Consider the following 25,810-nt stretch of genomic DNA (forward strand, 5'->3'; position numbering starts at 1 on the left):
GAAACGTTGATGTCGAATTCTTATGACTCCTCAAGTATCAAGGTATTAAAAGGGCTGGACGCGGTGCGTAAGCGCCCGGGCATGTATATCGGCGACACCGATGATGGCACCGGTCTGCACCACATGGTATTCGAGGTTGTGGACAACGCTATCGACGAAGCACTCGCTGGCCACTGTAGTGACATTCAGGTGACCATCCATGCCGACAATTCCGTTTCGGTACAGGATGATGGCCGCGGTATCCCGACCGGTATTCACGAAGAGGAAGGGGTTTCCGCAGCACAGGTGATCATGACCGTGCTGCATGCCGGCGGCAAATTTGATGACAACTCCTACAAGGTCTCCGGCGGTCTGCACGGCGTGGGCGTCTCCGTTGTTAACGCCCTGTCTGAGAAGCTGGAACTGGTGATCCGTCGTGAAGGCAAGGTGCATGAGCAAACCTATGCCATGGGCGAGCCATTGTCGCCGCTGAAAGTGGTCGGTGAAACCGATCAGACCGGCACCACGGTCCGTTTCTGGCCGAGCTATGAAACCTTCACCAACAATACCGAATTTGAGTACGACATTCTGGCCAAGCGCCTGCGCGAACTCTCTTTCCTGAACTCCGGCGTGTCTATCCGCCTGAAAGACAAACGTACCGACAAAGAAGACCACTTCCACTACGAAGGCGGTATCAAGGCGTTTGTTGAATATCTGAACAAGAACAAAACCCCGATCCACCCGAACGTGTTCTACTTCTCGACCGTCAAAGACGACATCGGTGTGGAAGTGGCGCTGCAGTGGAACGACGGTTTCCAGGAAAACATCTACTGCTTCACCAACAACATCCCGCAGCGTGACGGCGGTACCCATCTGGTCGGTTTCCGTACCGCGATGACCCGTACCCTGAACAGCTACATGGATAAAGAAGGCTACAGCAAAAAGGCCAAAATCAGCGCCACCGGCGACGATGCGCGTGAAGGTCTGATTGCCGTGGTTTCGGTGAAGGTGCCTGATCCGAAGTTCTCTTCTCAGACCAAAGACAAGCTGGTGTCTTCCGAGGTGAAAACCGCGGTTGAAACGCTGATGAACGAGAAGCTGGTCGATTATCTGATGGAAAACCCGGGCGATGCGAAAATCGTCGTCGGTAAAATCATCGACGCGGCACGTGCTCGTGAAGCGGCGCGTAAAGCGCGTGAAATGACCCGCCGTAAGGGCGCACTGGATCTGGCCGGCCTGCCGGGCAAACTGGCGGACTGCCAGGAACGTGATCCTGCGCTGTCTGAACTGTATCTGGTGGAAGGGGACTCAGCGGGCGGCTCTGCCAAGCAGGGACGTAACCGTAAGAACCAGGCAATCCTGCCGTTGAAAGGTAAAATCCTCAACGTAGAGAAGGCGCGCTTCGACAAGATGCTGTCTTCGCAGGAAGTGGCGACGTTGATCACCGCGCTGGGCTGCGGCATTGGCCGTGACGAGTACAACCCGGACAAACTGCGCTATCACAGCATCATCATCATGACCGATGCCGACGTCGATGGCTCGCACATCCGTACGCTGCTGTTGACCTTCTTCTACCGTCAGATGCCGGAAATCATTGAGCGCGGCCACGTGTTCATTGCTCAGCCGCCTTTGTACAAGGTGAAAAAAGGCAAGCAGGAACAGTACATCAAAGATGACGAGGCGATGGATCAATACCAAATCGCCATCGCGATGGACGGCGCAACCCTGCACACCAACGCCAGCGCCCCGGCACTGGGCGGTGAGCAACTGGAAAAACTGGTTGCCGAACACTACAGCGTGCAGAAGCTGATCGGTCGTATGGAGCGTCGCTACCCGCGCGCGCTGCTGAACAACCTGATCTACCAGCCGACTCTGCAGGAAGAAGACCTGAGCGATCAGTCCAAGGTTAAGACCTGGATTGATTCTCTGGTGAAACTGCTGAACGACAAAGAGCAGCACGGTAGCAGCTATGACTCGGTGATCTTCGAGAACCGCGAGCGCCAGATGTTTGAGCCGGTGCTGCGCATTCGTACCCACGGTGTGGATACCGATTACGCGCTGGACTTCGACTTCATCCACGGTGGCGAGTACCGCAAAATCTGCGTGCTGGGCGAGAAACTGCGCGGCCTGATCGAAGAGGGTGCCTTCATCGAACGTGGTGAGCGCCGTCAGCCGATTGAAAGTTTCGAGCAGGCATTGGAGTGGCTGGTGAAAGAGTCACGTCGCGGCCTGGCGGTACAACGCTATAAAGGTCTGGGCGAGATGAACCCAGAGCAGCTGTGGGAAACCACCATGGATCCGGAAAGCCGCCGTATGCTGCGCGTGACCGTGAAGGACGCCATTGCTGCAGACCAATTGTTCACCACCCTGATGGGTGATGCGGTCGAACCTCGTCGTGCCTTTATCGAAGAGAATGCCCTGAAAGCGGCAAATATCGATATCTAACGCATTGATGACTGTGAAAATCCGCGCCGGGCAACCCGCGCGGATTTTTTTACGCCGTTTTTGACGCTGACACGGCGGGCTGAAACGCGTTAGCATGGGAAAAAACCACTGGGAGAGGATCGAATGGCTATTGAACTGATTGCGATTGATATGGACGGCACGCTGCTCAACCCGCAGCACCAAATTACGCCGGCGGTAAAGCAGGCAATCACCGAGGCGCGCCGCAAAGGGGTGCATGTGGTGCTGGCCACCGGGCGGCCTTACGTCGGCGTGCAAGACTATCTGCGTCAGTTGGACATTCAGGGACCTGGTGATTTTTGTATTACCTATAACGGTGCGCTGGTTTTGAAGGCGGTAGATGGTGCCTGCATTCTGCAGGAAACGCTGGGCTTTGAGGATTATCTCTACTTCGAGCAGATGGCGCGCGAACTCGGCGTTCACTATCAGGCGTTTGATTTCGATACGTTGTATACACCGAACAAAGATATCGGCAAATACACCGTGCACGAATCGGAGATGACCGGCATTCCGCTCAAGTACCGCAGCGTGGAAGAGATGGATCCGGCGATCCGTTTCCCTAAGTTGATGATGGTTGACGAGCCTGAGCTGTTGGATCGTGCCATCGCCCGCATCCCGGCTGAAACGCGGGAGCGTTATACCATCCTGAAAAGCGCGCCGTATTTCCTGGAGATCCTGCATAAGAACGTGGATAAAGGGACCGGCGTAAAAATGCTGGCCGATCATCTTGGTATTGCACAGCAAAACGTGATGACGTTGGGCGATCAAGCCAACGACACCGCAATGATCGAGTATGCCGGCGTTGGCGTGGCCATGGGCAATGCCATTGAGGAACTGAAGGCGGTGGCGCAGTTTGTGACCACCACCAATACCGAAGACGGCGTGGCACGCGCCATCGAGAAATTTGTGCTGAATGCCTAACGTTGTTTTGCATCAGGGGGCGCAGTTGCGCCCCTTAATCCCGTTATAACCGCGCTAAAATTCCCTTCACAATCTGCACATCCTGAATCGCCAAGCCGGTCAGATCGGCCAGGGTGATTTGCTCCGGATCGCTGCGCACCTTCTTTCCTTGCGCCAGAACGGTACCTAATTCGACGAGGGGTATCGAAGCCAACAATCCCTGCCGATAAGCCATGGCGATTTCGCCGTATTCTGTACATTGAGACACAGAGTCTGCCAGCAACACATCCGCCCTGGCCACCAGACCGCTCTCCAGTTCCTGCTTGCCATGGGAATCGGCGCCTACCGCGGTGATGTGGGTGCCGGGCCGAATATCCGTCGCCCGCAGAATCGGCTCTCGGCTGGGCGTGGTGGTGATAATCAACCGGCAGTGTGCCGCCAGTTCTGCCGCATCCTGGGTTGTATGCACCCGAAATCCTTCGGCCTCGGCACTGTGGCGGTAGGCTTGCAGCGCCGACTCGTTGCGGCCCCATACCCAGACTTCACGGCAGGCGGTCAGAGGTTTTAGCTGTTGCAACTGCAGCAGGGCCTGCATGCCGCAGCCGACGATACCTATGGCCGGGATCTCCGTCGGTGCGCACAGTTCGGCGACGATGCGCCCGGCCAGAGCGGTGCGTAATGCGGTTAACCAGCCTTCGTCCAGCAACAACGCCTGCGGTTCACCGGTTTGTGCTGAGAAAGCCATCATCAGCCCTTGATTGCTGGCCAACCCCTGCGCTGGATTACGGTAAAAACCGGAGGAAACCTTGAGGACAAACTGCTCGTCTCCTTCCAGCCACGCCGATTTAATACAGCAGTCACCGGCTGCCTGCTCAAACAGAAAATGTTGTACCGGCGGTTGCTGTACCTGCCGTTTTGAATAGGCAATAAACCCTTCTTTTAGCAGTAACGTGGTGGCATCTGCGTCGAAAGCTTCAAGTATCTGCCTTTTGTTAAGGATTTTCATCGGCGATCGCCTTGAGGTATTTCTCGAGCACGATGTTTTTTCCGCACAGGACGACGGCCACTTTTTTCCCCTGAAATTCCGGTGCCAGCTTAATGGCGGCGGCTAAGGCTACCCCGGCCGCCCCTTCGATAATCCAGCGATCGCTGACGGCAATTTGGCGCATAGCCTGCTTGATTTCAGTTTCACTGACCAAGACTTTTCGGTCGATCAGCTGCTGACACAGAGGGAAGGTAATGGCGCCTGGCTCCACGCCCCCGGCAGTGCCGTCGGACAGGGTATCTTGCTCTTCCACCGGGAAAATGTAGCCGGCTTCCAATGCGCTGTACATGCTGGTGGCGTTTTCCGGCCAACAGGCAATTAGCTGCGTTTTCGGCGATAGTTGCTGCAAAACGCTGCCAATGCCCGAAATATAGCCGCCACCCCCCACCGCGACAAACACCGCATCCAAATCCGGCTGTTGTTCGACCAGCTCCATGCCGCAGGTCCCCTGACCGGCGATGACCTGCTCGTCATTATAGGGAGAGACATAAACCTTCCCTTGTTCCTGCGCCGCCTTTTCCCCCGCCTGCTCGGCATTTAGCGCATCGCCCGCCACCAGCTCTACCTGGGCGCCCAGCGCGCGAATGGTGTCGAGTTTTATCGCCGCTGCCGTTTCCGGCGCATAAACCTTGACCTCAACGCCCATCAACTTTCCCGCCAGCGCCATCGCCTGGCCATGATTGCCGCTGGAGGCGGCGATCACTCCGCGTTGGCGTTGCTCTTCACTCAGTAGCCGCAGTTTATTACTGGCGCCGCGAAACTTAAAAGAGCCGGTAGGCTGCAGGTGGTCGCATTTCAGGAACAGTTCGCAACCCAAGCGTTGCGACAACAGTACGCTGCGTTCCAGTGGGGTGACGCGAACCTGTGGGCGCAATTGTTGGTGGGCGGAAACAATTGCATCGAATAAGTGGCTCATGACGGCTCCAGTAAAGAAGATAATGTAGACTTTAAAATCCAGTTTGTACTTTTTAGTCTTTTATGTAAACCCCTATCTGTCTATGGGAGAGTATGTCGATGGGTGATGTGAAACGCGTCGGGTGATCCGGTAAGATGGCGGCTCAGTGCCAGCATGCGCAGGGGAGCCGCCATGAGCCATCGGGAAAAACAGCTGACTTTTGACCCACGTGGGCATCAGTTAACCAATATTAATGTCTGGACGCCGGACAGCCAGTGGCTGGCTTACGACGTACGCCCGAACGGTGCCTCCTTCACCGGTCTGAGCATCGAGCGGGTGAATGTCGATACCGGCGTAGTCGAAGTCGTGTATCGCGCCCAACAGGGCGCCCACGTTGGTGTAGTGACCGTCAGCCCGGATGAACCCGCCCGCTATGCTTTCATTCATGGGCCTGAACACCCGGACAGCGTCTGGCATTACGATTTTCACCATCGCCGCGGGGTGATCGTCAGCGAACCCGACCGTGAGCTGGCCATTACCCTTGATGCGATGGACATCACTCCCCCTTATACGCCGGGTGCACTGCGTGGCGGCACTCACGTACACGTGTTCAGCCCGGACGGCAGCCGCCTGAGCTTTACCTATAACGACCACGTCATGCACGAACTGGATCGGGCGCAGGACCTGCGTAACGTTGGCGTGGCCGTACCGTTACAGGGAGTGAACCCGCCGAAGCAGCATCCTCGTGAATATGACGGCAGCCATTACTGCGTGCTGGTGAGCGAGACCACGCCACAACCCCAACCCGGCAGCGATCAGATTAACCGCGCCTATGAAGAGGGCTGGGTCGGGCAAAGGGGCTATGTACGGCCCGATGGGCGTCAGCAGCGCTGGGCGCTGGCATTTATCGGCGACACTCTTTCTCATCACGGTGAAAAGTTGCCGGAAGTATTCATTGTGGATTTGCCGCAGGATGACGCGGATTACGCCAGGGCAGGTTCCCGGCCACTGCAGGGGACCGCAAACAGCTTGCCTGCGCCACCGCTGGGCGTGCAACAACGGCGGTTGACCTTTACCGGCGAGCGTCGTTATCCAGGCGTGGTAACCGCCCCACGTCACTGGCTGCGCAGCTCGCCCGATGGCAGCATGATTGCCTGTTTAATGAAGGATGATGCGGGTGTGGTACAGCTGTGGACGGTTTCGCCAAACGGCGGTGAACCGCGGCAGGTCACTCGTGGTGAACAGGGGATCGAATCGGCGTTCAGTTGGCACCCACAGGGGGGGCGGATTGCGCTGGTGTGTGACAACAGCCTGATGCTGTGCGAGGTGGCCAGCGGCCGCATGCAGCGCCTGACTCAGCGGACGGCGCTACCGCCATCGGGCGATGCTATCGTATTTTCACCGGATGGAAACAAAGTGGCCTTTATGCGCGAGGTCGACGGATTCAGCCAGATTTTTGTGGTTGAAGCCTGATCGAGGGTGCGGGCGAGAAGCCCGCATCAGAATATTTTACTGGGGTGTGGTCGTAGCGGCATGGGCCGGATCGCCGCTGGCGGCCAGGTTCTGCTCTTCGCCGCGCAAAATACGCGCTTTAGGTGAGTCCGCGGTACTGTCGCTGCCGGAGCGCATGTAGTCGTAAGGCAGTAATACGGTATCCATCACCGCCGAGAATGGCAGGTCCAACGCCACCAGCGGCATCATTGCCCAGCTGGTATTGTCGTCCTTCAGCATATCCACGCTGGCACGGGTGCCAGGATAGTAACCCTGATTAGGGCCGGTATGGCTCATTACGCTGGAGCAGCCGTTGGTCGCTAACAGCATGCAACTGGTTGCTATGACTCTTATCGTTTTCATTTTCCATCCTGCAGGGTGCTGTTCCCCAAAATCTGCTGATCTATAACATCCTCTGGATGTTTTAAAAGGAGCAAGGACCCGCTCTGTGGCGGTTGTCTCACTTTATTGTAAGGGATAAAAAAACTTTCGCCGAACTGATTGTCATTTTTTTGATCGTGGGCGGTTGAAATGGTGAAAGCGACCCCCATTTTCTTATCAAGGCCAAATTAAGAATTTGCCGTAAGGGAATTCTGGCTATTTAGTCTGTCCATGATGGAAGGCTTAATTATTCAACCTCGCTGAAGTGCCTTAGGAGGCTGTTTTATGCGTAACTTTGATCTTTCACCGCTTTACCGTTCCGCTATTGGGTTTGACCGTTTGTTTAATGCGTTGGAGGCAGGTCAGAGCCAAAGCAATGGCGGTTATCCACCCTATAACGTTGAGCTGGTCGATGAAAATCATTACCGCATTGCGATCGCGGTGGCCGGATTTGCCGAACAGGAGCTGGAGATCACCACTCAGGATAATCTGCTGATAATCCGAGGCGCTCATAATAACGATCCAGCGGAAAGAACCTACTTATATCAAGGTATTGCCGAGCGAAACTTTGAACGTAAATTCCAGTTGGCCGAGCATATCCAAATTAAAGGCGCCAAACTGGAAAACGGGTTGCTGTATATCGATATGGAACGCCTGGTACCGGAAACATTAAAACCGCGTCGTATAGAAATTAAATAATTCATATTTCATCGGCGAAACGTCTCGCTGGTGAAATGTTAATGCCTGCCGACAGGGGGCATACCTTAATTTACCCTATGAATTTCAAGCTACGGGTAAAATCTCGCTTCATAGAAGGAGTTTACATCATGCGTAATTACGATCTTTCACCTTTGCTTCGTCAGTGGATTGGTTTCGACAAACTGGCCAGTTCAATGGGCGGCCAGGAGCCACAGGGGTTCCCGCCTTACAACATTGAGAAAAGCGACGACAACCATTACCGCATTTCTCTGGCGTTAGCCGGGTTTAAACAAAGTGAGCTGGATATTGAAGTAGAAGGCCCACGCCTGACCGTACGTGGCAAGCCGACACCGCCAGAAAAACAGGTGGAATATCTGCATCAGGGGTTGGTGTTCAAAGACTTCAACCTGACCTTCACGCTGGCTGAACACCTGCAGGTCTCTGAGGCCAAGTTTGAAAACGGTCTGCTGCATATCGATCTGGTGCGTCATGTCCCAGAAGCTCTGCAGCCACAGCGTATCGCCATCGGCACCACGCCGGGGTTGGAATCAAAATAACGCTTTGAAAAATTGATAGTTTTACCTATGCATTTCAGGCCGCAGAGGTTCGTACGGCGGCCTGAAAGAGGAAAGGTATCCACGGGGGAAGTCCAAACGGGCTTCCCCCGTTGCATTATGTGGCTTAACCCACAGTCGCGTTTTCCTACCTATGCCAAAATCCCTGTTAATTGTGTGACTTTGACCGCAAACCGGTTGTTAAACTTCTGGCAAGGATGTGACCTATGAGCGAAATCGCCCTGACCGTCAGTATGTTGGCGTTGGTGGCCGTTCTCGGGCTGTGGATGGGTAACTGGAAGCTGTATGGGGTTGGGTTGGGGATTGGCGGGGTGTTGTTTGGCGGCATTATCGTCGGGCATTTCGCCCAGAGTTGGCAGCTCAGTCTGAATGGCGACATGCTGCACTTCATTCAGGAATTTGGCCTGATCCTGTTCGTTTACACCATAGGTATTCAGGTCGGGCCCGGTTTCTTCTCTTCCTTGCGGGTATCCGGGTTGCGGCTCAACGGCTTCGCCATTTTGCTGGTGCTGGTGGGCGGGGTGGTCGCGGCGGTGGTTCACAAGCTGTTTGACGTCCCGCTGCCGATCATTCTTGGCGTGTTCTCCGGTGCCGTCACCAATACTCCCGCACTCGGCGCCGGGCAGCAAATTCTTACCGATTTGGGCTCAGATCCGGCAATGGTCGATCGCATGGGGATGGGCTATGCTATGGCCTATCCGTTCGGTATCTGCGGCATTCTGCTGGTGATGTGGCTGATACGCCTGTTTTTCCGCATCAATATCGAACGGGAGGCTCAGGCTTTTGAAAGCAGCCTGGGCAACCAGCGCGAGCTGCTGCAAACCATGAATATCGCGGTGCGTAACCCGAACCTGCAAGGGATGGCGATCAAGAATGTGCCGCTGCTGAACGGTGAGGATATTATCTGTTCACGCCTGAAACGTGGTGAGTTGCTGATGGTACCGGCGCCGCTCGAGAGGCTGGAGCTGGGCGACTATCTGCATCTGGTGGGCAAACGCGAAAGTCTGGAAAATGCGCGGTTGGTGATTGGCGAAGAGGTCGACGTCTCGCTGTCAACGCGGGGGACGGAACTGCAGGTGGTGAGGGCGGTGGTGACCAATGAGAAAGTTTTGGGCAGCAAAATCCGCGATCTGAACCTGAAGCAAAAGTACGACGTGGTGATCTCGCGCCTCAACCGCGCGGGGGTTGAACTTGTGGCAGGCAGCAATGTAACGCTGCAATTCGGCGACATCCTCAATCTGGTTGGCCGCCCGGAGTCCATCGAGGCGGTGGCGGCCATTGTCGGCAATGCCCAACAGAAGCTGCAGCAGGTGCAAATGCTGCCGGTGTTTATCGGTATCGGTTTGGGGGTACTGTTGGGATCTGTGCCGCTGTTTATTCCGGGTTTTCCCGCTGCGTTGCGCTTGGGCCTGGCCGGTGGACCGCTGGTTGCGGCCTTGATACTCGGGCGTATCGGTAGCATTGGCAAGCTGTATTGGTTTATGCCGCCCAGCGCTAACCTGGCGTTGCGTGAACTGGGTATCGTGCTATTTCTGGCGGTGGTGGGGCTGAAGTCGGGCGGCAACTTTGTCGATACCCTGATTAATGGCGAAGGGTTGGCGTGGATTGGTTACGGTGCACTGATCACTGCAATTCCGTTGCTCAGCGTTGGCGTATTGGCGCGGATGGTGGGTAAGATGAATTATTTGACGCTGTCCGGCATGCTGGCAGGTTCAATGACCGATCCGCCAGCGCTGGCCTTTGCTAACGGTCTGCACCCGACCAGCGGCGCTGCCGCGCTGTCTTACGCCACGGTATATCCGTTGGCGATGTTCCTGCGCATCATGTCGCCGCAGCTGCTGGCGGTGCTGTTCTGGGCAATGTAAGGCTTTGGGGCGCTGTCTGAGCGCCCCTTATTCAAATCAGCCCGCTTCCTGGTGAGCACGCTCGATCTCTTCCGCCAGTATCGCCACGCCACGTTCAATTTTCTCCGGATCCGGCACGTAGTTCATCCGCATGCACTGATGAGTATGCGGCCATTCATGCTCCAGCCCCGGGAAGAAGTAGTGGCCTGGCACCATCAGCACGCCGCGCTTTTTCAGGCGCTGATACAGCAGCTCGGTGGTGATCGGCAGATCCTTGAACCATAACCACAGGAAAATCGCCCCTTCCGGTTTATGGATCAGGCAGCGTTCCGGCGACAGATAGCGGCGGATAATGCCGATAGCTTGCTCGACGCGCTGCTTGTAGAACGGACGAATCACCTCGTTTGACAGTCGCAACAGGTCGCCACGTTCGATCATTTCCGTTGCCATGGCCGGCCCCATGCTGCCTGGCGACAAGCTGATAATGCCGTTCATATTGGTCAGGGCACCGATGGTTTTCTCATCGGCAATCACGATGCCGCAGCGCGAGCCGGGCAGGCCAAGTTTCGACAGGCTCATGCACAGGATAATGTTCGGGTTCCACAGCGGCGTAGCGTCGCTGAAGATAATGCCGGGGAAGGGCACGCCGTAAGCGTTATCGATCACCAGCGGGATATTGCGCTGCTGCGCCAGCCGATCGAGTTTCATCAGCTCTTCGTCGGTGATCACGTTACCGGTCGGGTTGGTTGGGCGCGACACGCAGATCATGCCGATATCGTCGCCGATATTCAGATGTTCGAAGTCAACGTGATACTTGAACTGACCTTCCGGCAGCAGCTCAATGTTGGGCTTGGCCGAAACAAACAGCCCCTCGTCCAACCCGGCATCGGCATAGCCGATATATTCCGGCGCCAACGGAAACAGCACGCGGCGACGGCTGCCGTCGGCATAGCGCCCGGCAAACAGGTTAAACAAGTAGAAAAACGCGCTCTGGCTGCCATTTGTCAGTGCAATGTTCTGTGGCGAGATCTGCCAGCCCAGCTCATCGCGCAGCAAATTAGCCAGCGCTTTCAGCAGGGCGTCTTTGCCCTGCGGGCCGTCATAGTTACACAGCGCCTCGGTCAGTTTGCCCTGATCGAGCATGTCCTGGCACAGTTGTTTGAAGTAGCTTTCCATCTCTGGAATTTGCGCCGGATTACCGCCGCCGAGCATGATGGCACCGGGGGTGCGCAGGCCTTCGTTCAGGTCATCCATTAAACGGGTAATGCCCGCGTAACGGGTAAATTTGTCGCCGAAAAGTGAAAAAGTCATAGGTGCAACTGTATTGTTTTTAGCAGGTAATACCCCACCATACCGCCAGACAATTTCCGGTGCAATGCGGTTCATAAAACAACCACCGGGAGTAAACTTCACCCGATGGTTTTTTAGCAGCATATCTCTCTGAATTATTGTGACCGATCGCCGACCCAGGCCACCATCACTTTATCGTCGCCGAGCCGACGGCTGAAAGCATAGTAGTGTGCCGTTTGCTGCGACTGCTGTGTGCCGGCACCGATCGCCGGGTGACGAGCGCGGAATTGACCCAGCCGCTGCCAGTGTGCCAACAGAGGAGCTTTGCTACCCTGCAACTCGGCCCAGTTCATATCGGAACGGGTACCCTGCAACGGATCTGAGCCGGCAGGGCCTAGATCACGGCCGCTTTCATCGCCGTAGTAAATCTGCACCGCACCGGGTGCCAACAGCAACAGATCGGCAGCGCGCTGCTGCAGCGTTAGCGACCCTTTAGCATCGCTGGCAAAGAACAGCCGGGTATCGTGCGAGGAGATGTAGCTCAACACGTTGAAATCCTGCAGCTTGTCAGCCATCTGTCGGTAGGTGGCATCGATGTTGGAGAAGCAAGCCAAGGCCTGGGAAGCCTGATCCTGGAAGTCAAAATTGATCATCGCGTCGAAGCCGTTCTGGTAATAGTCGCTTTTCATCACGCCATGGCCCCAGGCTTCGCCGGTCATCCAGAAAGGAGCATCATCCAGCGCCTGTTGTGGATGGGCGGCTTTCCACTCTGCCAGAGCTGCGGTGGCGCGCTGTTTCAATAGCGCCAGCGTTGGTTTTTCTACGTGCTTGGCGGTGTCGACGCGAAAACCGTCAATGCCATAGTCACGTACCCACTGGCTAAGCCAGGTGGTCAGGTAGTCGCGTGTGGTGGCGCCGGGAATCTCCCGCGCGGCGGTATCGGGTTTATGGCGGTAAAACAGGGGCAGACCACTGGCTCCGGGCGCTTCAGTTTTGATGTCCGGAAGGAAAGCCAGCGACATGGTGAGATCGTTATAGCCGGGTGGATCGTAGTCACCGATATCGGTACGGATCCAGTTTTTGCCCCACCATGAACTCCAGCCCGCTTTATCGCTGAAGTTGATGTAATCGTTGAAGCTGTGCCAGTTTTGACCTGGGCCTGGTCGCCAGTCGCCCCAATGTTTACCCAACGTTTTTTCGATTTCTTCCTCCTTCAGATACAGCGAACCGAATTGGAAGGTCTGCATATCTGCCAGCGTGGCGTAGCCGACGTGATTCACTACCACGTCAAACAGAATGCGGATACCGCGTTGGTGCGCCTGATCGACCAGCGTGCGCAGGTCTTGCTCGCTGCCCATATTGGCATCGAGTCGGGTCCAGTCCAGCGCGTAATAGCCGTGGTAAGCGTAATGCGGGAAGTCTCCTTTGGTGCCGCCGCCGACCCAACCGTGGATTTGCTCCAGCGGCGAACTGATCCACAGCGCATTGACGCCAAGCTGTTGCAAATAATCCAGTTTGTTCGTCAGGCCAGCCAGATCGCCGCCGTGGAAGGTGCCGATCTCCTGCATGCCGTCGCTGCGGCGTCCGTAGCTGTGGTCGTTGGCCGGGTTGCCGTTCTCAAAGCGATCGGTAAGGGCAAAATACACCGTGGCGTTGTGCCAATTGAAGGGCGCCGGTTTTTCGCTATCGGCAGATTCCAACAACAGCAATCCACCGCTACCGACGGCGGGTTGCAGGGTGATTTTGCCCTGGCTGACCTTTGCCGTTTGGCCTGAATAGAAATCGCGTACCAATTCGCCTTCGTCAAAGGTTGCCGCGACGTCAAGGGTGATCGGTTTACCGTCCCAGCGTTGGCAGGTGCGCGTGGCGGCGGCAGTGGCGATTTCCGCTGCGGTTTTCAGACTGAGTTGTAACGTCGGCGTGCCGCTGCGCGTGTCGATGCGCACCTGATATTCCCCGGTGCGGAACAGCCGCCAGTTAACCGGCGGGTTATCGCCGCAGGGTTGCAGTGACAACGTCTGGTTCAGTTTGACCGGCGCAGTTGGCTGCCAGCATTGCTGGTCTTGGTAAATTTTCAGTGGCAGTTCGCCTTTGGGCAGCGTGGCGTGGCTGGTGAACAAGCCGTCGGCGGAAGTACCGTCAAAGGCTGGGAAGCTTTGCAGCGTCCAGTTTGCCATTGCCGCAGGCGACAGCAGCATCAGCAGGGGAAGGGTCAGGCGTTTCATGGCTCTCCTTACGCGTGGCAGGAAGCGTTTTTATCGTAGGGTAACGCCCAGTGTGACGAACGATGAAAAAATAGCCTCATCCCGGCGCGAGATTTTCGGGGAGGAGAAGGCAGGGGGAGGTGAGGCTGTTATCCGGTGATTTTTTAATCTATATTACAATGTATACATTGTAGTGTGAGGTGATCTATGAGCGTGATGTCCGTTCGACTATCGGAAGATCTCAGTGAGCAGCTCGAAGCTTTGGCCAAAGCGACCGGCAGGACTAAATCGTTTTTGGCCGGGCAGGCCATCCGAGATTTTATTAACCGTGAAGCCTGGCAAATTGCTGAAACTCAGCAGGCAATTATTGAGGCGGATCAGGGAGATTTTGTTTCTGACGATGAAATGGAAGCCCGCTTCAAGAAGATGGGGGTGATTGTTAACGATGAAAATTAAATGGCTAAGGAAAGCCGCAAGCAATTTTGATGACGAATATGATTGGTTTTATCAAGAGAGTCCTCAGGTTGCGACAGAGTTTGCCAGGGAGGTTTTTCGCTTAGTGAATTTGCTGGTTTCAAACCCGGCCCTCGGCAGGGCAGGCAGGGTGATGGGCACCCGGGAAATTGTGATGAAAACCTTCCCGTACCTGATCCCGTACAGAATTAAAAACAATGAAATACATATCCTGAGAATATTTCATATGCGCAGGCGTCCGCCCAAAAGGTGTTGGTGATTTTGCATGGATGCCAGTTTCTTGCTTACTGGCACCCATGAAAGTTACTACTTCAACAGCTGCGGGTTAACGCAGTTTTCTGTGACCTTGCCGGTCAGCGCGGCGATCAGGTTGTCCACGGCGCAGGCGGCCATGCCATAACGGGTCTCATGGGTCGCAGAACCGATATGCGGCAGCGCTACTACGTTCGGCAACGTCAACAGCGGTGAAGATACCGGCAGCGGTTCCTGTTCGAACACGTCCAGCCCGGCGGCATGAATAGTGCCGTTTTTCAGCGCCTCAACCAGTGCCGCTTCATCCACCACCGGACCACGGCCGGCGTTGATCAGAATACCGCTCTTTTTCATCTTCGCCAGTTGGTCACGGCTGATCATATGGAAAGTTTCGTCGGTCAGCGGCAGCGTAATGCAGATGAAATCGGATTCGGCCAACAGGGTATCCAGGTCACAGCGGCGGGCATTAAAACGCTGCTCTGCTTCTTCATGAGTGCGGCGGGCGTTATACAGCACCGGCATGCCGAAGCCGAAATGAGCGCGTTGCGCCAGCGCCAGACCAATACGACCCATGCCGAGGATGCCGATAGTTTTGTGGTGCACGTCAACGCCAAACCAGTCTGCCCCGATGCTGCCTTGCCATTCGCCGGCCTTCACTCGTTCGGCTACTTCTACCACGCGACGAGCTGTCGCCAAAACCAGGCTCATGATGGTGTCGGCGACGGTTTCAGTCAGCACGGTTGGGGTGTGCATCAGCAGCACGTTATGGGCATTAAGCGCGCCAACGTCGAAATTATCGTAACCGACGGAAATGGTTGAAGCCGCGCGCAGTTTGGGGGCCTGCTGCAAGAAAGCCTCATCAATTTTGCCGCCGGAACCGATGATCCCTTCTGCCTGTTGCAGCGCCTGGCGCAACTCATCGCGGTTTTCCGGGTTTAGCCCGTTGAAGGCATGCACGGTGAAGTGCTGTTCCAGTCGTTCACGCAGATCGGTGGGAATGCTTTTGTATAACACGATAGAAGGCTTCATCACTTACTCCAGCAATACCCTTCGTCTTTCAGACTGCAGCGTTGTTAACTGCTCGAACTTCCCCCAGTGACTTACTTAAGTCACTGGGGGAAGTTCGTTTGTCGCCTGGCTGCAGCCTGAAATCCATTGGGTATATTCAACAGAAAATAAATTATAACGAGACTAAGCCAGTTGTGGGTGAGCCTCGTTGCGAGCGGGCTTGACGATCAGCGTCACCACCACGGCCACCAGCAGCGCAATGGCCATAAACATATACGAAGCTGCCGGGCTGCCGGTTGCGCCGTTGAGGTAACCGACGAACCAGGAACCGAAGAAGGAACCCAGCGCACCCATGCTGTTGATCAATGCCATGGCACCGCCGGCGACGTTTTTCGGCAGCATCTCGGGAATGATGGCGAAGAACGGCCCGTAAGGGGCGTACATTGCCGCACCGGCAATCACCAGCAGGGCATAAGAGATCCAGAAATGGTTGGCGCCTACGGCATAAGAACCAAAGAACGCCAGCGCGCCAATCAGCAGCAGTGGCCAGACGAACAGCTTACGGTTTTGCATTTTGTCCGAAGCCCAGGACACCAGGATCATGGCGATGGTCGCCGCCAGGTAAGGTACCGCCGACAGCCAGCCGGCCTCCACCATGCCCATTTCCATGCCGCTGCGCAGGATAGAAGGCAACCACAGCACGAAGCCATACACGCCAATGCTCCAGGCGAAGTACTGGACGCAAAGCAGGATCACGTTGCGTGAGCGGAAGGCTTCGCTGTAGTTACGCACCGCCTTGATGCCTTTCTGCTCTTCTTCCAACTGCTGCTGCAGGGCCAGCTTTTCGTCATCGCTTAACCATTTGGCCTGCGCCGGTTTGTCTTTGACCAGCACCCACCAACAGAAGGCCCAGATCACCGCCGGAATGCCTTCAAAGATGAACATTTCACGCCAGCCGTAGGCATGGATCAGGTAGCCGGAAACCACCGACATCCACAGCACGGTGACGGGGTTACCGAGGATCAGGAAGGTATTGGCACGCGAACGTTCGGACTTGGTGAACCAGTTGCTGATGTAAATCAGCATTGCCGGCATCACCGCGGCTTCCACCACGCCGAGGATAAAACGGATGGCCGCCAACATCGGGATATTGCTGACCATGCCGGTCAGCGAGGCGCAGGCGCCCCACAGGATCAGGCACCAGAAAATCAGTTTTTTAACGCTGCGGCGTTCGGCATAGATCGCCCCCGGGATTTGGAAAAAGAAATAGCCGAGGAAAAACAGCGCGCCCAGCAGCGATGACATGCCTTTGGTGATGCCCAGATCGTCATTGATGCCAGCCGCCGAGGCAAAGCTGAAGTTGGCTCGGTCGAGATAGGCCAGGCTGTAGGTGATAAACACGATGGGCATGATGTACCACCAGCGTTTAGCCGCGATAGTCGCTTTGGTCATGTTCAGATTCCTTCAGTGGTGTCGTGGTGCTCTCCCGGCGGATCTGGTTGTAGGGCCAGAGACATCAGCCGTTCGGAGAAGGCTATTAACTGATATTGTTTTGTTATATTTATTCAGCCAGTGCCGCGCGGGTCGGCAACCCTTCGCTGTCGCCGATGGCCTGAATGGCCAGCGAGCCGATTTTATTGCCGCGTTGCACCGCCTGTTTCAGCGTTTTGCCTTCCAGCAGGGCGCTGATGGTCCCGACGGCAAAGCCGTCTCCTGCACCTACGGTATCCACCACATTGCTGACTTTAATTGCGGCTACCGCCGCCTGATCGCCCGCTGCGGTTTTAAACCAGGCGCCGTCCGGGCCGGTTTTAATGATCACCGCCTGTACGCCACGTTCCAGATAAAAATCGGCAATCCCTTCCGGTGTCGACTGGCCGGTAAGAATTTGCCCTTCTTTCAGCCCCGGCAGCACCCAATCGGCGGCAAACGCCAGCTTGTTCAACTGCTCGATCATCACCTGCTGGCTGGACCACAACACCGGGCGCAGATTGGGATCAAATGAAATGGTTTTTCCCATCGCCCGCATCTCGCGCGCCGCGTGGTTACACAGCGCCAGCGATTGACCGGACAGCGCCGCCGCCACGCCGCTCAGGTGCAGATGGCGTGCGGAACCGAAGTAATCGCGGTTGAAGTCGTCGACCGACAGGTGACTGGCCGCCGAGCCCTTGCGGAAATACTCAACACTGGGATCGGTACCATCGGTGGTTTTAGATTTGATCTGAAAACCGGTCGGATAATTAGCATCTACCGTCACTTGCTGGGCGTTGATGCCTTCTTTTTTCAACTGCTGCAGGGTGAAGCGGCCGAAAGTGTCGTTGCCGACGCGGCTGACCCAGCCGACGTTCAGCCCCAGGCGAGCCAGGCCGATCGCGACGTTCAGCTCGGCGCCAGCAATGCGTTTGGTGAAGTTGTCCACTTCCGCCAGGTCGCCGGTTTGGGTTGCCACGAACATTGCCATGGCTTCACCCAGAGTGACGACGTCCAGTTGCGCGCGATGCGCGGTAGTCAGCGTTGTCATGATGTTTACTCCGCGCGCAAAAGGTTAACGTAGTAGCGGGTCACGTCTTCCAGACTCTCACCTTGCAGTGGGAATTCAATGCCGCGTGGTGCGTCCAGCGGCAGGCGAGTCAACAGATCGCGCCATTTGCCGTCGCTGTCATCCAGCGCCACGGCACGCCAGCCTTTCAGGCTATGAGTGGCGGCTTTAACGTGAACGTAGCTGACGTGGCGGGCCAGACGCTCGGCGGCGGTGAAGGCGTCTTGTCCCACCCAGTGCCAGTTGGCCATGTCGAACGTCATGCTGACCGGCAGACGGTTATCTTCTGCGGCGTGGAAAAAGGCGTTGAGCAGCGACAAAATCCCGCAGTCAGGCGTTTGATCGTTCTCTACCACCAGGCTGACTGGATGTTGCTCCAGTGCCACTTTCAGTTCGGTAAAGTCGAAGCCCGGCTGGTAATGGCCAAGCGAGAGTTTCAACTGACGCGCGTTTAGCGTTTGGGCTTCCGCCAGCAGTGCCGGCAGGTTCGGGTTGAGCGTATGTTGTGGAGTGAACAGAGCCTCAGGCGCAGAGTAAACGGCAAACAGCTGCTGTTGTTCGATGGCCTGAGCCAGTGCCGGCAGGTTTTCCAGCTCCTGGGCAGAAAACAGTTCGCGGCGGATCTCTACACCGTCGGCGCCGGCATCGGCAATGATCGGCAATAATGCGGCCTGGCCGCCGAGCTGTTGGACGGTATCGGTGCCGTAGGCACCGGTCACCACGATAATTTCTCTTGTCATTTTTTGCTCCTGAGGTGGCGTTATCCCACCGCTGCTGTTAACCACACGTTAAATGGTACCGGTTCCAGACGAAAGCGACAGAGTGTAAAAATATGATCGCAATCACGAACATGAGCAAAAAATAGTCTGGGTAGAAGCTGGCTGGGGCGCCGTATGTCGCGCCCTGAGCGGGAAAGAAGGGGACTATCTGGTGGTGGAGCCGCGCACGATCAGTTCACCGGGGAACATCTGCTCGCTGATGGGGGTATCCAGACCCTGAATGCGTTGCACCAGTTGCTCTAGCGCGGCGTGGCCCATCTGATAGGTCGGCTGTTTCAGCGTGGTGATGCCCACGCCGGCCAGTTCGGCCCATTCCAGTTCGTCAAAGCCCAGCAGGCCTATATCGCTGCCCCATTGGATACCCAGTCGACGCATGGCGCGCGCTACCTGCAGCGTCAGCGCACCGTTGGCGGAAATCACCGCTTTGCGCATGCCGCGATGGCGGGTATTAAAATCGCCGAGCACTTCTTCCAGAAGCTTGACGTCGTTCAGCGGGACTTCAGCCTGTTCGGCCAACAGCCCGACATGTTGCGCCATGGTTTGGTTAAACGCGTGCAGCCGTTCCAGACGGGTATTGACCGTGCCAATGGGCTCGCTGAGAAACAGAATGGCTTCGAAACCTTGTTGCAGCAGGTGTTCCGTGGCGGTCGTGGCGGCTTCGTGGTTGTTGAGGCCCACCACATCGCAGGCGAAATCATGAATTTTTCGGTCGATCAGTACCATCGGCAGCATGGACTGTTGCAGCGTCGATAACGCCTCTTCGCGCATACCGACGGCGTTGACCACAATGCCCTCTACCCGGTAGCTGCTGAGCAGTTGCAGGTAGTGCTGTTCCTGATTGACCTCGTTGTTGGTGTTACACACCAGCAGGGTAAAGCCGTGCTGACGGCAGGCGGCTTCGATGCCGCGCATGACGTCCACCGAATAGGGGTTGGTTATATCGGCGATGATCAGGCCAATCAGCCGCGTCTGTCCGCCTTTCAGGCTCCGCGCCATCTGGCTTGGACGGTAGTCGAGCTGGAGGATAGCCTGCTCGATGCGCTGTTTGAGATCGTCAGAAAGCAGGTGCTGCTCACCATTCAAGTAGCGCGATACGCTGGTTTTACCGGTCTTGGCGGTTTTCGCCACATCGCTGATGGTGGCCCGCCCCGAGGCGCGCATTGCCTTAACACTGCTCACAACCGATCTCCCCTGAGGTTAATTGCCAAGGAGACTATCACACAGAATGTATAGCCGGGAATGTTGAATGGGATACGGGAAGAGGATCGACAGGATAAAAATGGCGGGGCGTTGTGCCCCGCACGGGATTATTGCAGTGGGCTGAGGGTGATCTCGACGCGACGGTTTTGCGCCTTGCCTTCTGCCGTGCTGTTGGAAGCGATCGGATTGTCCGGACCGGCTCCTGTGGTGCGAATGCGGTTAGCCGCCACGCCCTGGGTGATTAATGCGCTGCCAACGCCGTCGGCACGTTGCTGCGACAGGGTCATGTTCAGTGAACGGGAGCCGGTGCTGTCGGTGTAGCCGACCACGTTAACCGCCGTTTTCGGGTATTCCTTCAGTACCATGGCAACGCCGGTCAGGGTGTTGGCACCCGCCGGTTTAAGGGTGGCGCTGCTGCTGTCAAAGGTGACATTGTTCGGCATGTTCAGCACGATATTGTCGCCCTGACGGGTAACGCTGACGCCGGTGCCTTTCATTTTGTCGCGCAGCTTGGCTTCCTGCACGTCCATGTAATAGCCGGCACCACCGCCCAATGCTGCACCTGCCGCTGCGCCGATCAGTGCGCCTTTGCCGCGGTCTTTTTTCGACGAGGACAGCACGCCAACGCCGGCACCCAGCGCGGCGCCCAGGCCTGCGCCAATCCCGGATTTACCGGCTTCGGATTCCCCGGTGTACGGGTTGGTGGTACAGGCTGACAGCGTGAGCGCCACGCTCACCGCGCCGGCAATAATCGCAATGCGTTTTTTCATCTTTTTTCCTTTGTGGCATCAGAATCTGGGTGCGCCAATCCAATTTGGGTGCGCTAAAAAACCGTTGTCGGCATGCCAAGACGTGCCGAGGCGCTACTATGACGCGGATACTTTCCGGCAGTTCCGGAAAAAAACGTGACAAAATATAAGCGGATAACGGGCTTGAGCCTGTTATCCGGCAAAAAGCGAGGGAATACCATGCAGCGGATTCTGAATTGAACGCATCCCGGTGCGGGATGCGCCTTTTTTAGCCGGAAGTGACAAGATTTAAACTGCGGACGGCCAGTTCATGATTAAGGTATAGGCCTGAGTTTCTTCGTTAAACAGACGCTGCGTCACCTGAAACCCCAGCTTGTGGTAGAACGCGCAGGCGCGCAGGTTTTGCTCATACACCTCCAGGCTTAGCTGGGGATAGCGCTGTTGTACGTGCGCCATCAGCGCCTGTCCTACGCCATGGCCGTGAAAGGCCTGTTCAACGAACAGTGCGCCAATAAAGCGTTGATCCAACACGCTGATAAACCCGACGATTTCCCCTTGATGCCAATAGGCCCAGCTTTGCGCTCGCGGCAGATAGTTTTCCCGCACCAGCGTCGCGCTTTCTTGCCAGTAGCTTTCCTTGACGAACGGATGCGCAGCAATGGTGCTCGGCAACCACAAGGCCATTAACCGCTCCATATCTGCCGGGTGGCAGGGGCGGATCACTGCGGCTTTGGGTAGCAGAGGCATCCTGTGAGATGATCGTTCACCAGCCCGCTGGCCTGCATAAAGGCGTAACAGGTGGTGGAGCCGATAAATTTGAAGCCGCGTTTTTTCAGTGCCTTGGACATCGCGTCCGAGCGTTCGGTTTTCGCCGGCACCTGGTTCAGTTGCTGCCAACTGTTGAGCTGCGGTTCGCCGTCGACAAATGACCAGATGAAAGTGACAAAATCTTCCCCGGCCGCTTCCATGGCCAGATAGGCTTTGGCATTGGCGATGATGGCTTCAATTTTGCCCCGGTGGCGAATAATGCCGCTGTCTTGCAACAGCGCGGCTATCTCTTGTTCATCGATAGCGGCCACGCGCAGCGGATCAAAATTGTGGAAGGCGCGCCGGTAATTCTCACGCTTTTTCAGCACGGTGATCCAGGACAGCCCGGCCTGCTGGCCTTCAAGGCATAGCATTTCAAACAGCTCGCGCGCATCGGTGGTTGGTGCGCCCCATTCCTTGTCGTGATACTCGAGATATAACGGATCCGCCGTCACCCAACCGCAACGTTCATTGGCCATACTGACTGTCCTTGTGCTGTGTTTATTTACAGTAATCATTACCTGAAGTGGTGAACTTGGCAAGCCCCTGATTGTTTTATCATCAGTCGGCTTGACGTGGGGGAAAAGCCAGCAATATTTACTAGATGGCCGGCAGGTAAAAAGGCCAATGATAAAAACGTATTTTCCTTCATTTGCTGGCTCTCAGGAGTCTATTCATGCCTCTTAAAATAACCTGTCTGCCCCGCCCGGCGGTGCTTGCAGTGGCGATATTATGCAGTATGACGACCCCGGTGCTGGCTTATGACCAACTCTACGTCTTCGGTGACAGTCTGAGCGATACCGGCAACAATGGCCGCTTTACCTACGACAGCAATAAACATCTGTTATACGACGAAGTACTGGCGCAACGCATCGGCGCGGCGTTAGTGGCTTCGGACGATGGTGGCAATAACTACGCCGCCGGCGGGGGCGTGGCGGTGCCGGCGCTCAACCCGGCGGACAATACGCAGGATCAGGTGCAGAGCTACCTCGGTCAGGTCAATGGACGGGCTGACGGCGATGGCCTGTATATACACTGGATTGGCGGCAACGACCTGGCGGCGGCGGCATTAAACCCGACGACCGCGCCGGGCGTAGCCTACAACAGCGCAGCGGCGGCGGCCGCGCAGGTTCATTCATTGCTGAATGCCGGTGCCGGTACGGTGATCGTGCCGACGGTGCCGAATATTGGTTCCACGCCGCAGTTGATGGAGCTGATCATCCAGCAGGCGTTGACGCCGGTGCAAAACGCAGCGGTTCAGGCGGCCTACGCCACCCTGAATTCGCTGGCCACGCCGGATAACGCTTCGCGTACCGAGGCTATCCACCGGGCCCTGACGGCGGCAGCGGCGCAGGGCAGCGCGATCCCCCAGGTGCAGCAGGCGATTGCCGCACAGCTGATAGCAGCCTATGACAGCCTCAGCGCGCAGGCGGCACAACTGACCGATTTCTATAACCAAAGCGAAGACCACCTGCTGGCGCAGGGGGGCGGGAACATCGTCCGGGTTGACGTGAACAAACTGTTTGGCGAGGCGATTGCCAACCCGGCGCAGTTTGGCTTTACCAATACCGCAGGCATGGCCTGTCCGCCGGGCGTCTCCTCTGCGGTGTGTCGTTCTACCATGCCGGGTTTTGATAGCAGCCAGGCCTACCTGTTCGCCGACCATTTCCACCCCAGCCCGCTGGCGCATCTGTTGATTGCCGATTACATTCAGGCGGTGCTCGACGGACCTGCGCAGGTGGTGGCGCTGAATCAGGCGACGGCGGCCATGGCGCGTGACAGCCGTGCTACCCTCGACAGCCGTTTTCAACAGCTGCGCAGTGGCGAAAACCCGCAAGGATCGCTGGGCGTGTTCGGAGGCTATGCCGGGCAACACTATGATTATTCTTCCAATCTGGCGGCGGGCGACGGCAATGCCACTACTCATAATCTGACGGTAGGGGTGGATTACCAGTTGACCGACGGCTGGCTGATCGGCGCGCTGATTTCCGGCTCCAATGACGATCAACAGCCCTCCAGCCGCTACGACTACAAAGCGCGTGGCCTGTTATTTTCCGCCTTTACCGCCCTTGATCTGTTTGAAAACGGTTGGGTGAATGCCGATTTGCACTATGCGACGATGAATTACGATGATATTCGCCGCAGCATGCAGCTTGGGGCGTTAACCCGTACCGAAACCGGCAGCACCGACGGCAAGCAATGGGGAGCGCGGATCACCGCCGGTTACGATTTCCCCGTCACCTCTTACCTGACCACCGGACCGATGGCACAGTTTGCCTGGGATTACAGCAACGTCTCCGGTTACAGCGAAGACGGCAATGACAGCACCGCCATGCGCTTTAACGATCAGACCTACCATTCGCAGATCGGTGCGTTAGGTTGGCGGTTGGACAGCAAGTTCGGCCTGTTTAATCCCTATGCCGAGGTGAGCTATCAGCATCAGTTTGGTGATGACGTTTACCGTGCCGGCGGTGGCCTGAAGTCCACGCAGACCTCGTTCACTCGCGACAGCGCCAGCCAGGATAAAAACTGGGTGGATGTGACGCTGGGGGCGAATATGCCGTTGACCGATCAGGTGGCGGCGTTCGCCACCGTTTCTCAGACCGGCGGCCTGAGCAGTGGCGAACAGTTTATGTATAACGTCGGGGTCAGCGCCCGTTTTTGAGTGTCGATGCCCGATCGCTTAGGGGGCCGTTTGCTGCATACCTGGGCGGTTGGGCAGCGTGATATCTGCCATAATCTTTTTTTCCGGCTGTAGCAGCGTCATGCACAGCATGCTGCAGAAAGACACCACGGCGGTGGCGAAGAACATGGCGCCATAGCCGTGATGCTGTGCCAGCCAACCACTCAGCATCGGCGCGGTGATCGAGGCAATATTGGCGATCGCCAGCGTCATGCCGCTGTAAGCTCCCACCGAAGCCTTCGGCGTGACGTCTATCACCACCGACCAATACACGTTATTGACCAGCGCATTCAGCGCATTGCCCAGCGTCATCAAGAAAATGATTTCGGTCGGTGTGCTCATAAAGGGGATCAAGACGAAGCAGGTGGCGGTCAGCAACAAGGTGACTGCCGCAAACAGGTTGCGCGCCAGCCGCAGGTTGCCAAAGCGTTTCAACAGCGCATCGGCGATGCGGCCGCCGAGCAGCACGGTGAAGCAGGCACCGCTCCACGGGATCATCGCCACGTACCACAGCGAATGCAGATCGTAGTTGAAAGTATCCTGCAGGTATTTGGGGCCCCAGGTCACCAATACAAAGGTGACGTAAAGGAATGAGAAGTAACCCAGCGCGTTAAATACCAGCGTGCGGTTGGTGAAAAACGCCCACCATGGCAGAGGTGCTTGTGCGTTATCGGCTTCCTGATCGGCGCTGATGATGGCCAATTCGGCGGCGTTGACTTCAGGATGCTCCTGCGGCGTGTCGGTGAAGAAACGGGCAAACAGCAAAATGGCGATCAGCGAAAACAGGCCCAGCAGCATGAACATGCTGCGCCAGTCATCGGTCAATAGCAGTAACCCCACGGCCAGCGGCGCGGTCAGCAGCGAACCCACCTGGGTGCTCAGTAACCCGATACCCAGCGAAAAGCCACGTTCTTTGCGCGGCGCCCAGTTGGCGATGGTTTTATTCATCAGCGCGTAGGCCGGACCTTCGGCAAAGCCGAACATGATCCGCAGTGCGGCAAACCCCATAATGGCGGAACCGCCGAACAGCGCCACGCCCAGTTCGCCGGCCCAGGCGGTCGCAATCTCCAGCAGCGACCACAGCGCCCCGGCGATCAGCCAGACTTTTTTGGTGCCGATACGGTCGGCCAGAAAACCGCCGCACAGCGAACCGAACAAATAGCCAAAGCCAAAATAGCCCAGCACGGCGCCCAGCTGCGCCTTGTTGAAGTTGAATTCATGGGAGATATCGTTGGCGGCGAAGGACAGTGCGCCGCGATCGACGTAGTTGATCAGTGCAATGAAGAACACCATGGCGAAAATGCGGTAACGATAGCGGCTGTCGGTTAAGGCGGTTGTCATCAGCGAATCTCCTGAAAGGGGGATATCAGGACGCTAGCAAGGTTGGTGCCAGCCTGAGTGACGCCTTCTGGCCGGGGAATTGGGGGGATTATGACGCTGAAACGGCGCTACAGAGGGGCATTTGCCCCGTTTTAGTGCGCGAAAAGACCGCGCTTCTTTGATGATTCACACTTGTTGCGGGATTCTGGCTGTATATCTTACGGTCAACGGGT

The 25,810-nt window shown here is 56.5% G+C and carries 23 protein-coding genes; 9 read left to right on the forward strand and 14 right to left on the reverse strand.

Translation table 11 applies throughout. The annotated features are described in order from the left end of the window. Window positions 1–9 precede the first annotated feature (9 nt). Window positions 10–2,424 (forward strand): DNA topoisomerase (ATP-hydrolyzing) subunit B, encoded by a 2,415-nt coding sequence (gene gyrB, locus EBA31_RS25845; protein WP_020824633.1) that lies wholly within the window; start codon window positions 10–12, stop codon window positions 2,422–2,424. A 123-nt stretch (window positions 2,425–2,547) separates the two neighbouring features. Then, window positions 2,548–3,363: a sugar-phosphatase gene (gene yidA, locus EBA31_RS25850; RefSeq protein WP_115057903.1), complete on the forward strand. Its 816-nt coding sequence runs from the start codon at window positions 2,548–2,550 to the stop codon at window positions 3,361–3,363. Window positions 3,364–3,406: 43 nt separating this feature from the next. Here yidA and EBA31_RS25855 read toward each other — a convergent pair whose 3' ends face one another. Both EBA31_RS25855 and EBA31_RS25860 read right to left on the reverse strand, forming a co-directional pair. Continuing rightward, complete coding sequence (locus EBA31_RS25855) at window positions 3,407–4,348, reverse strand: ornithine cyclodeaminase family protein (RefSeq protein ID WP_122080497.1); 942 nt, start codon at window positions 4,346–4,348, stop codon at window positions 3,407–3,409. Then, the gene (locus tag EBA31_RS25860; protein ID WP_122080498.1) at window positions 4,335–5,303 is read right to left on the reverse strand and encodes a threonine/serine dehydratase; all 969 of its coding nucleotides are present in this window, start codon (window positions 5,301–5,303) and stop codon (window positions 4,335–4,337) included. The genes EBA31_RS25855 and EBA31_RS25860 overlap by 14 nt, the downstream gene beginning before the upstream one ends. 171 nt (window positions 5,304–5,474) lie before the next feature. Between EBA31_RS25860 and EBA31_RS25865 the strand changes: the two genes are divergently transcribed. After that, on the forward strand, window positions 5,475–6,755 hold the full coding sequence (locus EBA31_RS25865; protein WP_122080499.1) for a DUF3748 domain-containing protein: 1,281 nt from the start codon (window positions 5,475–5,477) through the stop codon (window positions 6,753–6,755). A 36-nt stretch (window positions 6,756–6,791) separates the two neighbouring features. Here the strand turns inward: EBA31_RS25865 and EBA31_RS25870 are convergent, their stop codons facing one another. Next, window positions 6,792–7,136: a YceK/YidQ family lipoprotein gene (locus EBA31_RS25870; RefSeq protein ID WP_041414075.1), complete on the reverse strand. Its 345-nt coding sequence runs from the start codon at window positions 7,134–7,136 to the stop codon at window positions 6,792–6,794. A 303-nt stretch (window positions 7,137–7,439) separates the two neighbouring features. On the opposite strand from EBA31_RS25870, the gene ibpA reads away from it, so the two are divergent. The 3 genes from ibpA (at window position 7,440) to EBA31_RS25890 (ending at window position 10,293) form a co-directional block, all read left to right on the forward strand. Further along, window positions 7,440–7,853 carry a small heat shock chaperone IbpA gene (ibpA, locus tag EBA31_RS25880; RefSeq protein ID WP_020824646.1) on the forward strand — a complete coding sequence of 138 codons (414 nt, stop codon included), beginning with the start codon at window positions 7,440–7,442 and terminating at the stop codon, window positions 7,851–7,853. 128 nt (window positions 7,854–7,981) lie between these two features. Next, window positions 7,982–8,410: a small heat shock chaperone IbpB gene (gene ibpB, locus EBA31_RS25885; protein ID WP_020824647.1), complete on the forward strand. Its 429-nt coding sequence runs from the start codon at window positions 7,982–7,984 to the stop codon at window positions 8,408–8,410. 224 nt (window positions 8,411–8,634) lie between these two features. Continuing rightward, complete coding sequence (locus EBA31_RS25890) at window positions 8,635–10,293, forward strand: putative transporter (protein ID WP_020824648.1); 1,659 nt, start codon at window positions 8,635–8,637, stop codon at window positions 10,291–10,293. Window positions 10,294–10,329: 36 nt separating this feature from the next. Here the strand turns inward: EBA31_RS25890 and EBA31_RS25895 are convergent, their stop codons facing one another. Further along, a complete protein-coding gene (locus EBA31_RS25895; RefSeq protein ID WP_122080692.1) occupies window positions 10,330–11,583 on the reverse strand; it encodes a valine--pyruvate transaminase in 1,254 nt (417 codons plus the stop codon). Between the two features lie 134 nt (window positions 11,584–11,717). Next, the gene (locus EBA31_RS25900; protein WP_122080500.1) at window positions 11,718–13,787 is read right to left on the reverse strand and encodes an alpha-amylase; all 2,070 of its coding nucleotides are present in this window, start codon (window positions 13,785–13,787) and stop codon (window positions 11,718–11,720) included. A gap of 186 nt (window positions 13,788–13,973) precedes the next feature. Here EBA31_RS25900 and EBA31_RS25905 point away from each other — a divergent pair, with 186 nt between their 5' ends. Then, complete coding sequence (locus EBA31_RS25905; RefSeq protein WP_012004528.1) at window positions 13,974–14,222, forward strand: CopG family ribbon-helix-helix protein; 249 nt, start codon at window positions 13,974–13,976, stop codon at window positions 14,220–14,222. Then, complete coding sequence (locus EBA31_RS25910; RefSeq protein ID WP_020824652.1) at window positions 14,212–14,499, forward strand: type II toxin-antitoxin system RelE/ParE family toxin; 288 nt, start codon at window positions 14,212–14,214, stop codon at window positions 14,497–14,499. Before EBA31_RS25905 ends, EBA31_RS25910 begins: the two co-directional genes overlap by 11 nt. Window positions 14,500–14,546: 47 nt before the next feature. Here the strand turns inward: EBA31_RS25910 and ghrB are convergent, their stop codons facing one another. The 8 genes from ghrB to EBA31_RS25950 all read right to left on the reverse strand — a co-directional run bounded on the left by ghrB (window position 14,547) and on the right by EBA31_RS25950 (window position 22,053). Next, window positions 14,547–15,521, reverse strand: a complete 975-nt coding sequence (gene ghrB / locus EBA31_RS25915; RefSeq protein ID WP_122080501.1) for a glyoxylate/hydroxypyruvate reductase GhrB — start codon at window positions 15,519–15,521, stop codon at window positions 14,547–14,549. Window positions 15,522–15,683: 162 nt separating this feature from the next. Next, on the reverse strand, window positions 15,684–16,952 hold the full coding sequence (locus EBA31_RS25920) for an MFS transporter (protein WP_020824654.1): 1,269 nt from the start codon (window positions 16,950–16,952) through the stop codon (window positions 15,684–15,686). Between the two features lie 109 nt (window positions 16,953–17,061). Further along, complete coding sequence (locus EBA31_RS25925; RefSeq protein ID WP_122080502.1) at window positions 17,062–18,021, reverse strand: sugar kinase; 960 nt, start codon at window positions 18,019–18,021, stop codon at window positions 17,062–17,064. A gap of 5 nt (window positions 18,022–18,026) precedes the next feature. Further along, a complete protein-coding gene (locus EBA31_RS25930) occupies window positions 18,027–18,779 on the reverse strand; it encodes a sugar phosphate isomerase/epimerase (RefSeq protein WP_122080503.1) in 753 nt (250 codons plus the stop codon). 183 nt (window positions 18,780–18,962) lie between these two features. After that, a complete protein-coding gene (locus EBA31_RS25935; protein WP_122080504.1) occupies window positions 18,963–19,979 on the reverse strand; it encodes a LacI family DNA-binding transcriptional regulator in 1,017 nt (338 codons plus the stop codon). 146 nt (window positions 19,980–20,125) lie between these two features. Further along, the gene (locus EBA31_RS25940; protein WP_020824658.1) at window positions 20,126–20,788 is read right to left on the reverse strand and encodes an OmpA family lipoprotein; all 663 of its coding nucleotides are present in this window, start codon (window positions 20,786–20,788) and stop codon (window positions 20,126–20,128) included. Between the two features lie 267 nt (window positions 20,789–21,055). Continuing rightward, window positions 21,056–21,490: an N-acetyltransferase gene (locus EBA31_RS25945; RefSeq protein WP_170868541.1), complete on the reverse strand. Its 435-nt coding sequence runs from the start codon at window positions 21,488–21,490 to the stop codon at window positions 21,056–21,058. Continuing rightward, the gene (locus tag EBA31_RS25950) at window positions 21,487–22,053 is read right to left on the reverse strand and encodes a DNA-3-methyladenine glycosylase I (protein ID WP_020824660.1); all 567 of its coding nucleotides are present in this window, start codon (window positions 22,051–22,053) and stop codon (window positions 21,487–21,489) included. Before EBA31_RS25950 ends, EBA31_RS25945 begins: the two co-directional genes overlap by 4 nt. Window positions 22,054–22,250: 197 nt before the next feature. Between EBA31_RS25950 and EBA31_RS25955 the strand changes: the two genes are divergently transcribed. Next, on the forward strand, window positions 22,251–24,239 hold the full coding sequence (locus EBA31_RS25955) for an autotransporter outer membrane beta-barrel domain-containing protein (RefSeq protein ID WP_122080505.1): 1,989 nt from the start codon (window positions 22,251–22,253) through the stop codon (window positions 24,237–24,239). An 18-nt stretch (window positions 24,240–24,257) separates the two neighbouring features. On the opposite strand, the gene EBA31_RS25960 is transcribed toward EBA31_RS25955, so the two are convergent. Further along, complete coding sequence (locus tag EBA31_RS25960; protein ID WP_122080506.1) at window positions 24,258–25,598, reverse strand: MFS transporter; 1,341 nt, start codon at window positions 25,596–25,598, stop codon at window positions 24,258–24,260. Window positions 25,599–25,810: the final 212 nt, after the last annotated feature.

This window comes from Serratia sp. P2ACOL2 (assembly GCF_003691565.1).
In the GTDB taxonomy this organism is placed as follows: Bacteria; Pseudomonadota; Gammaproteobacteria; order Enterobacterales; family Enterobacteriaceae; genus Serratia; species Serratia liquefaciens.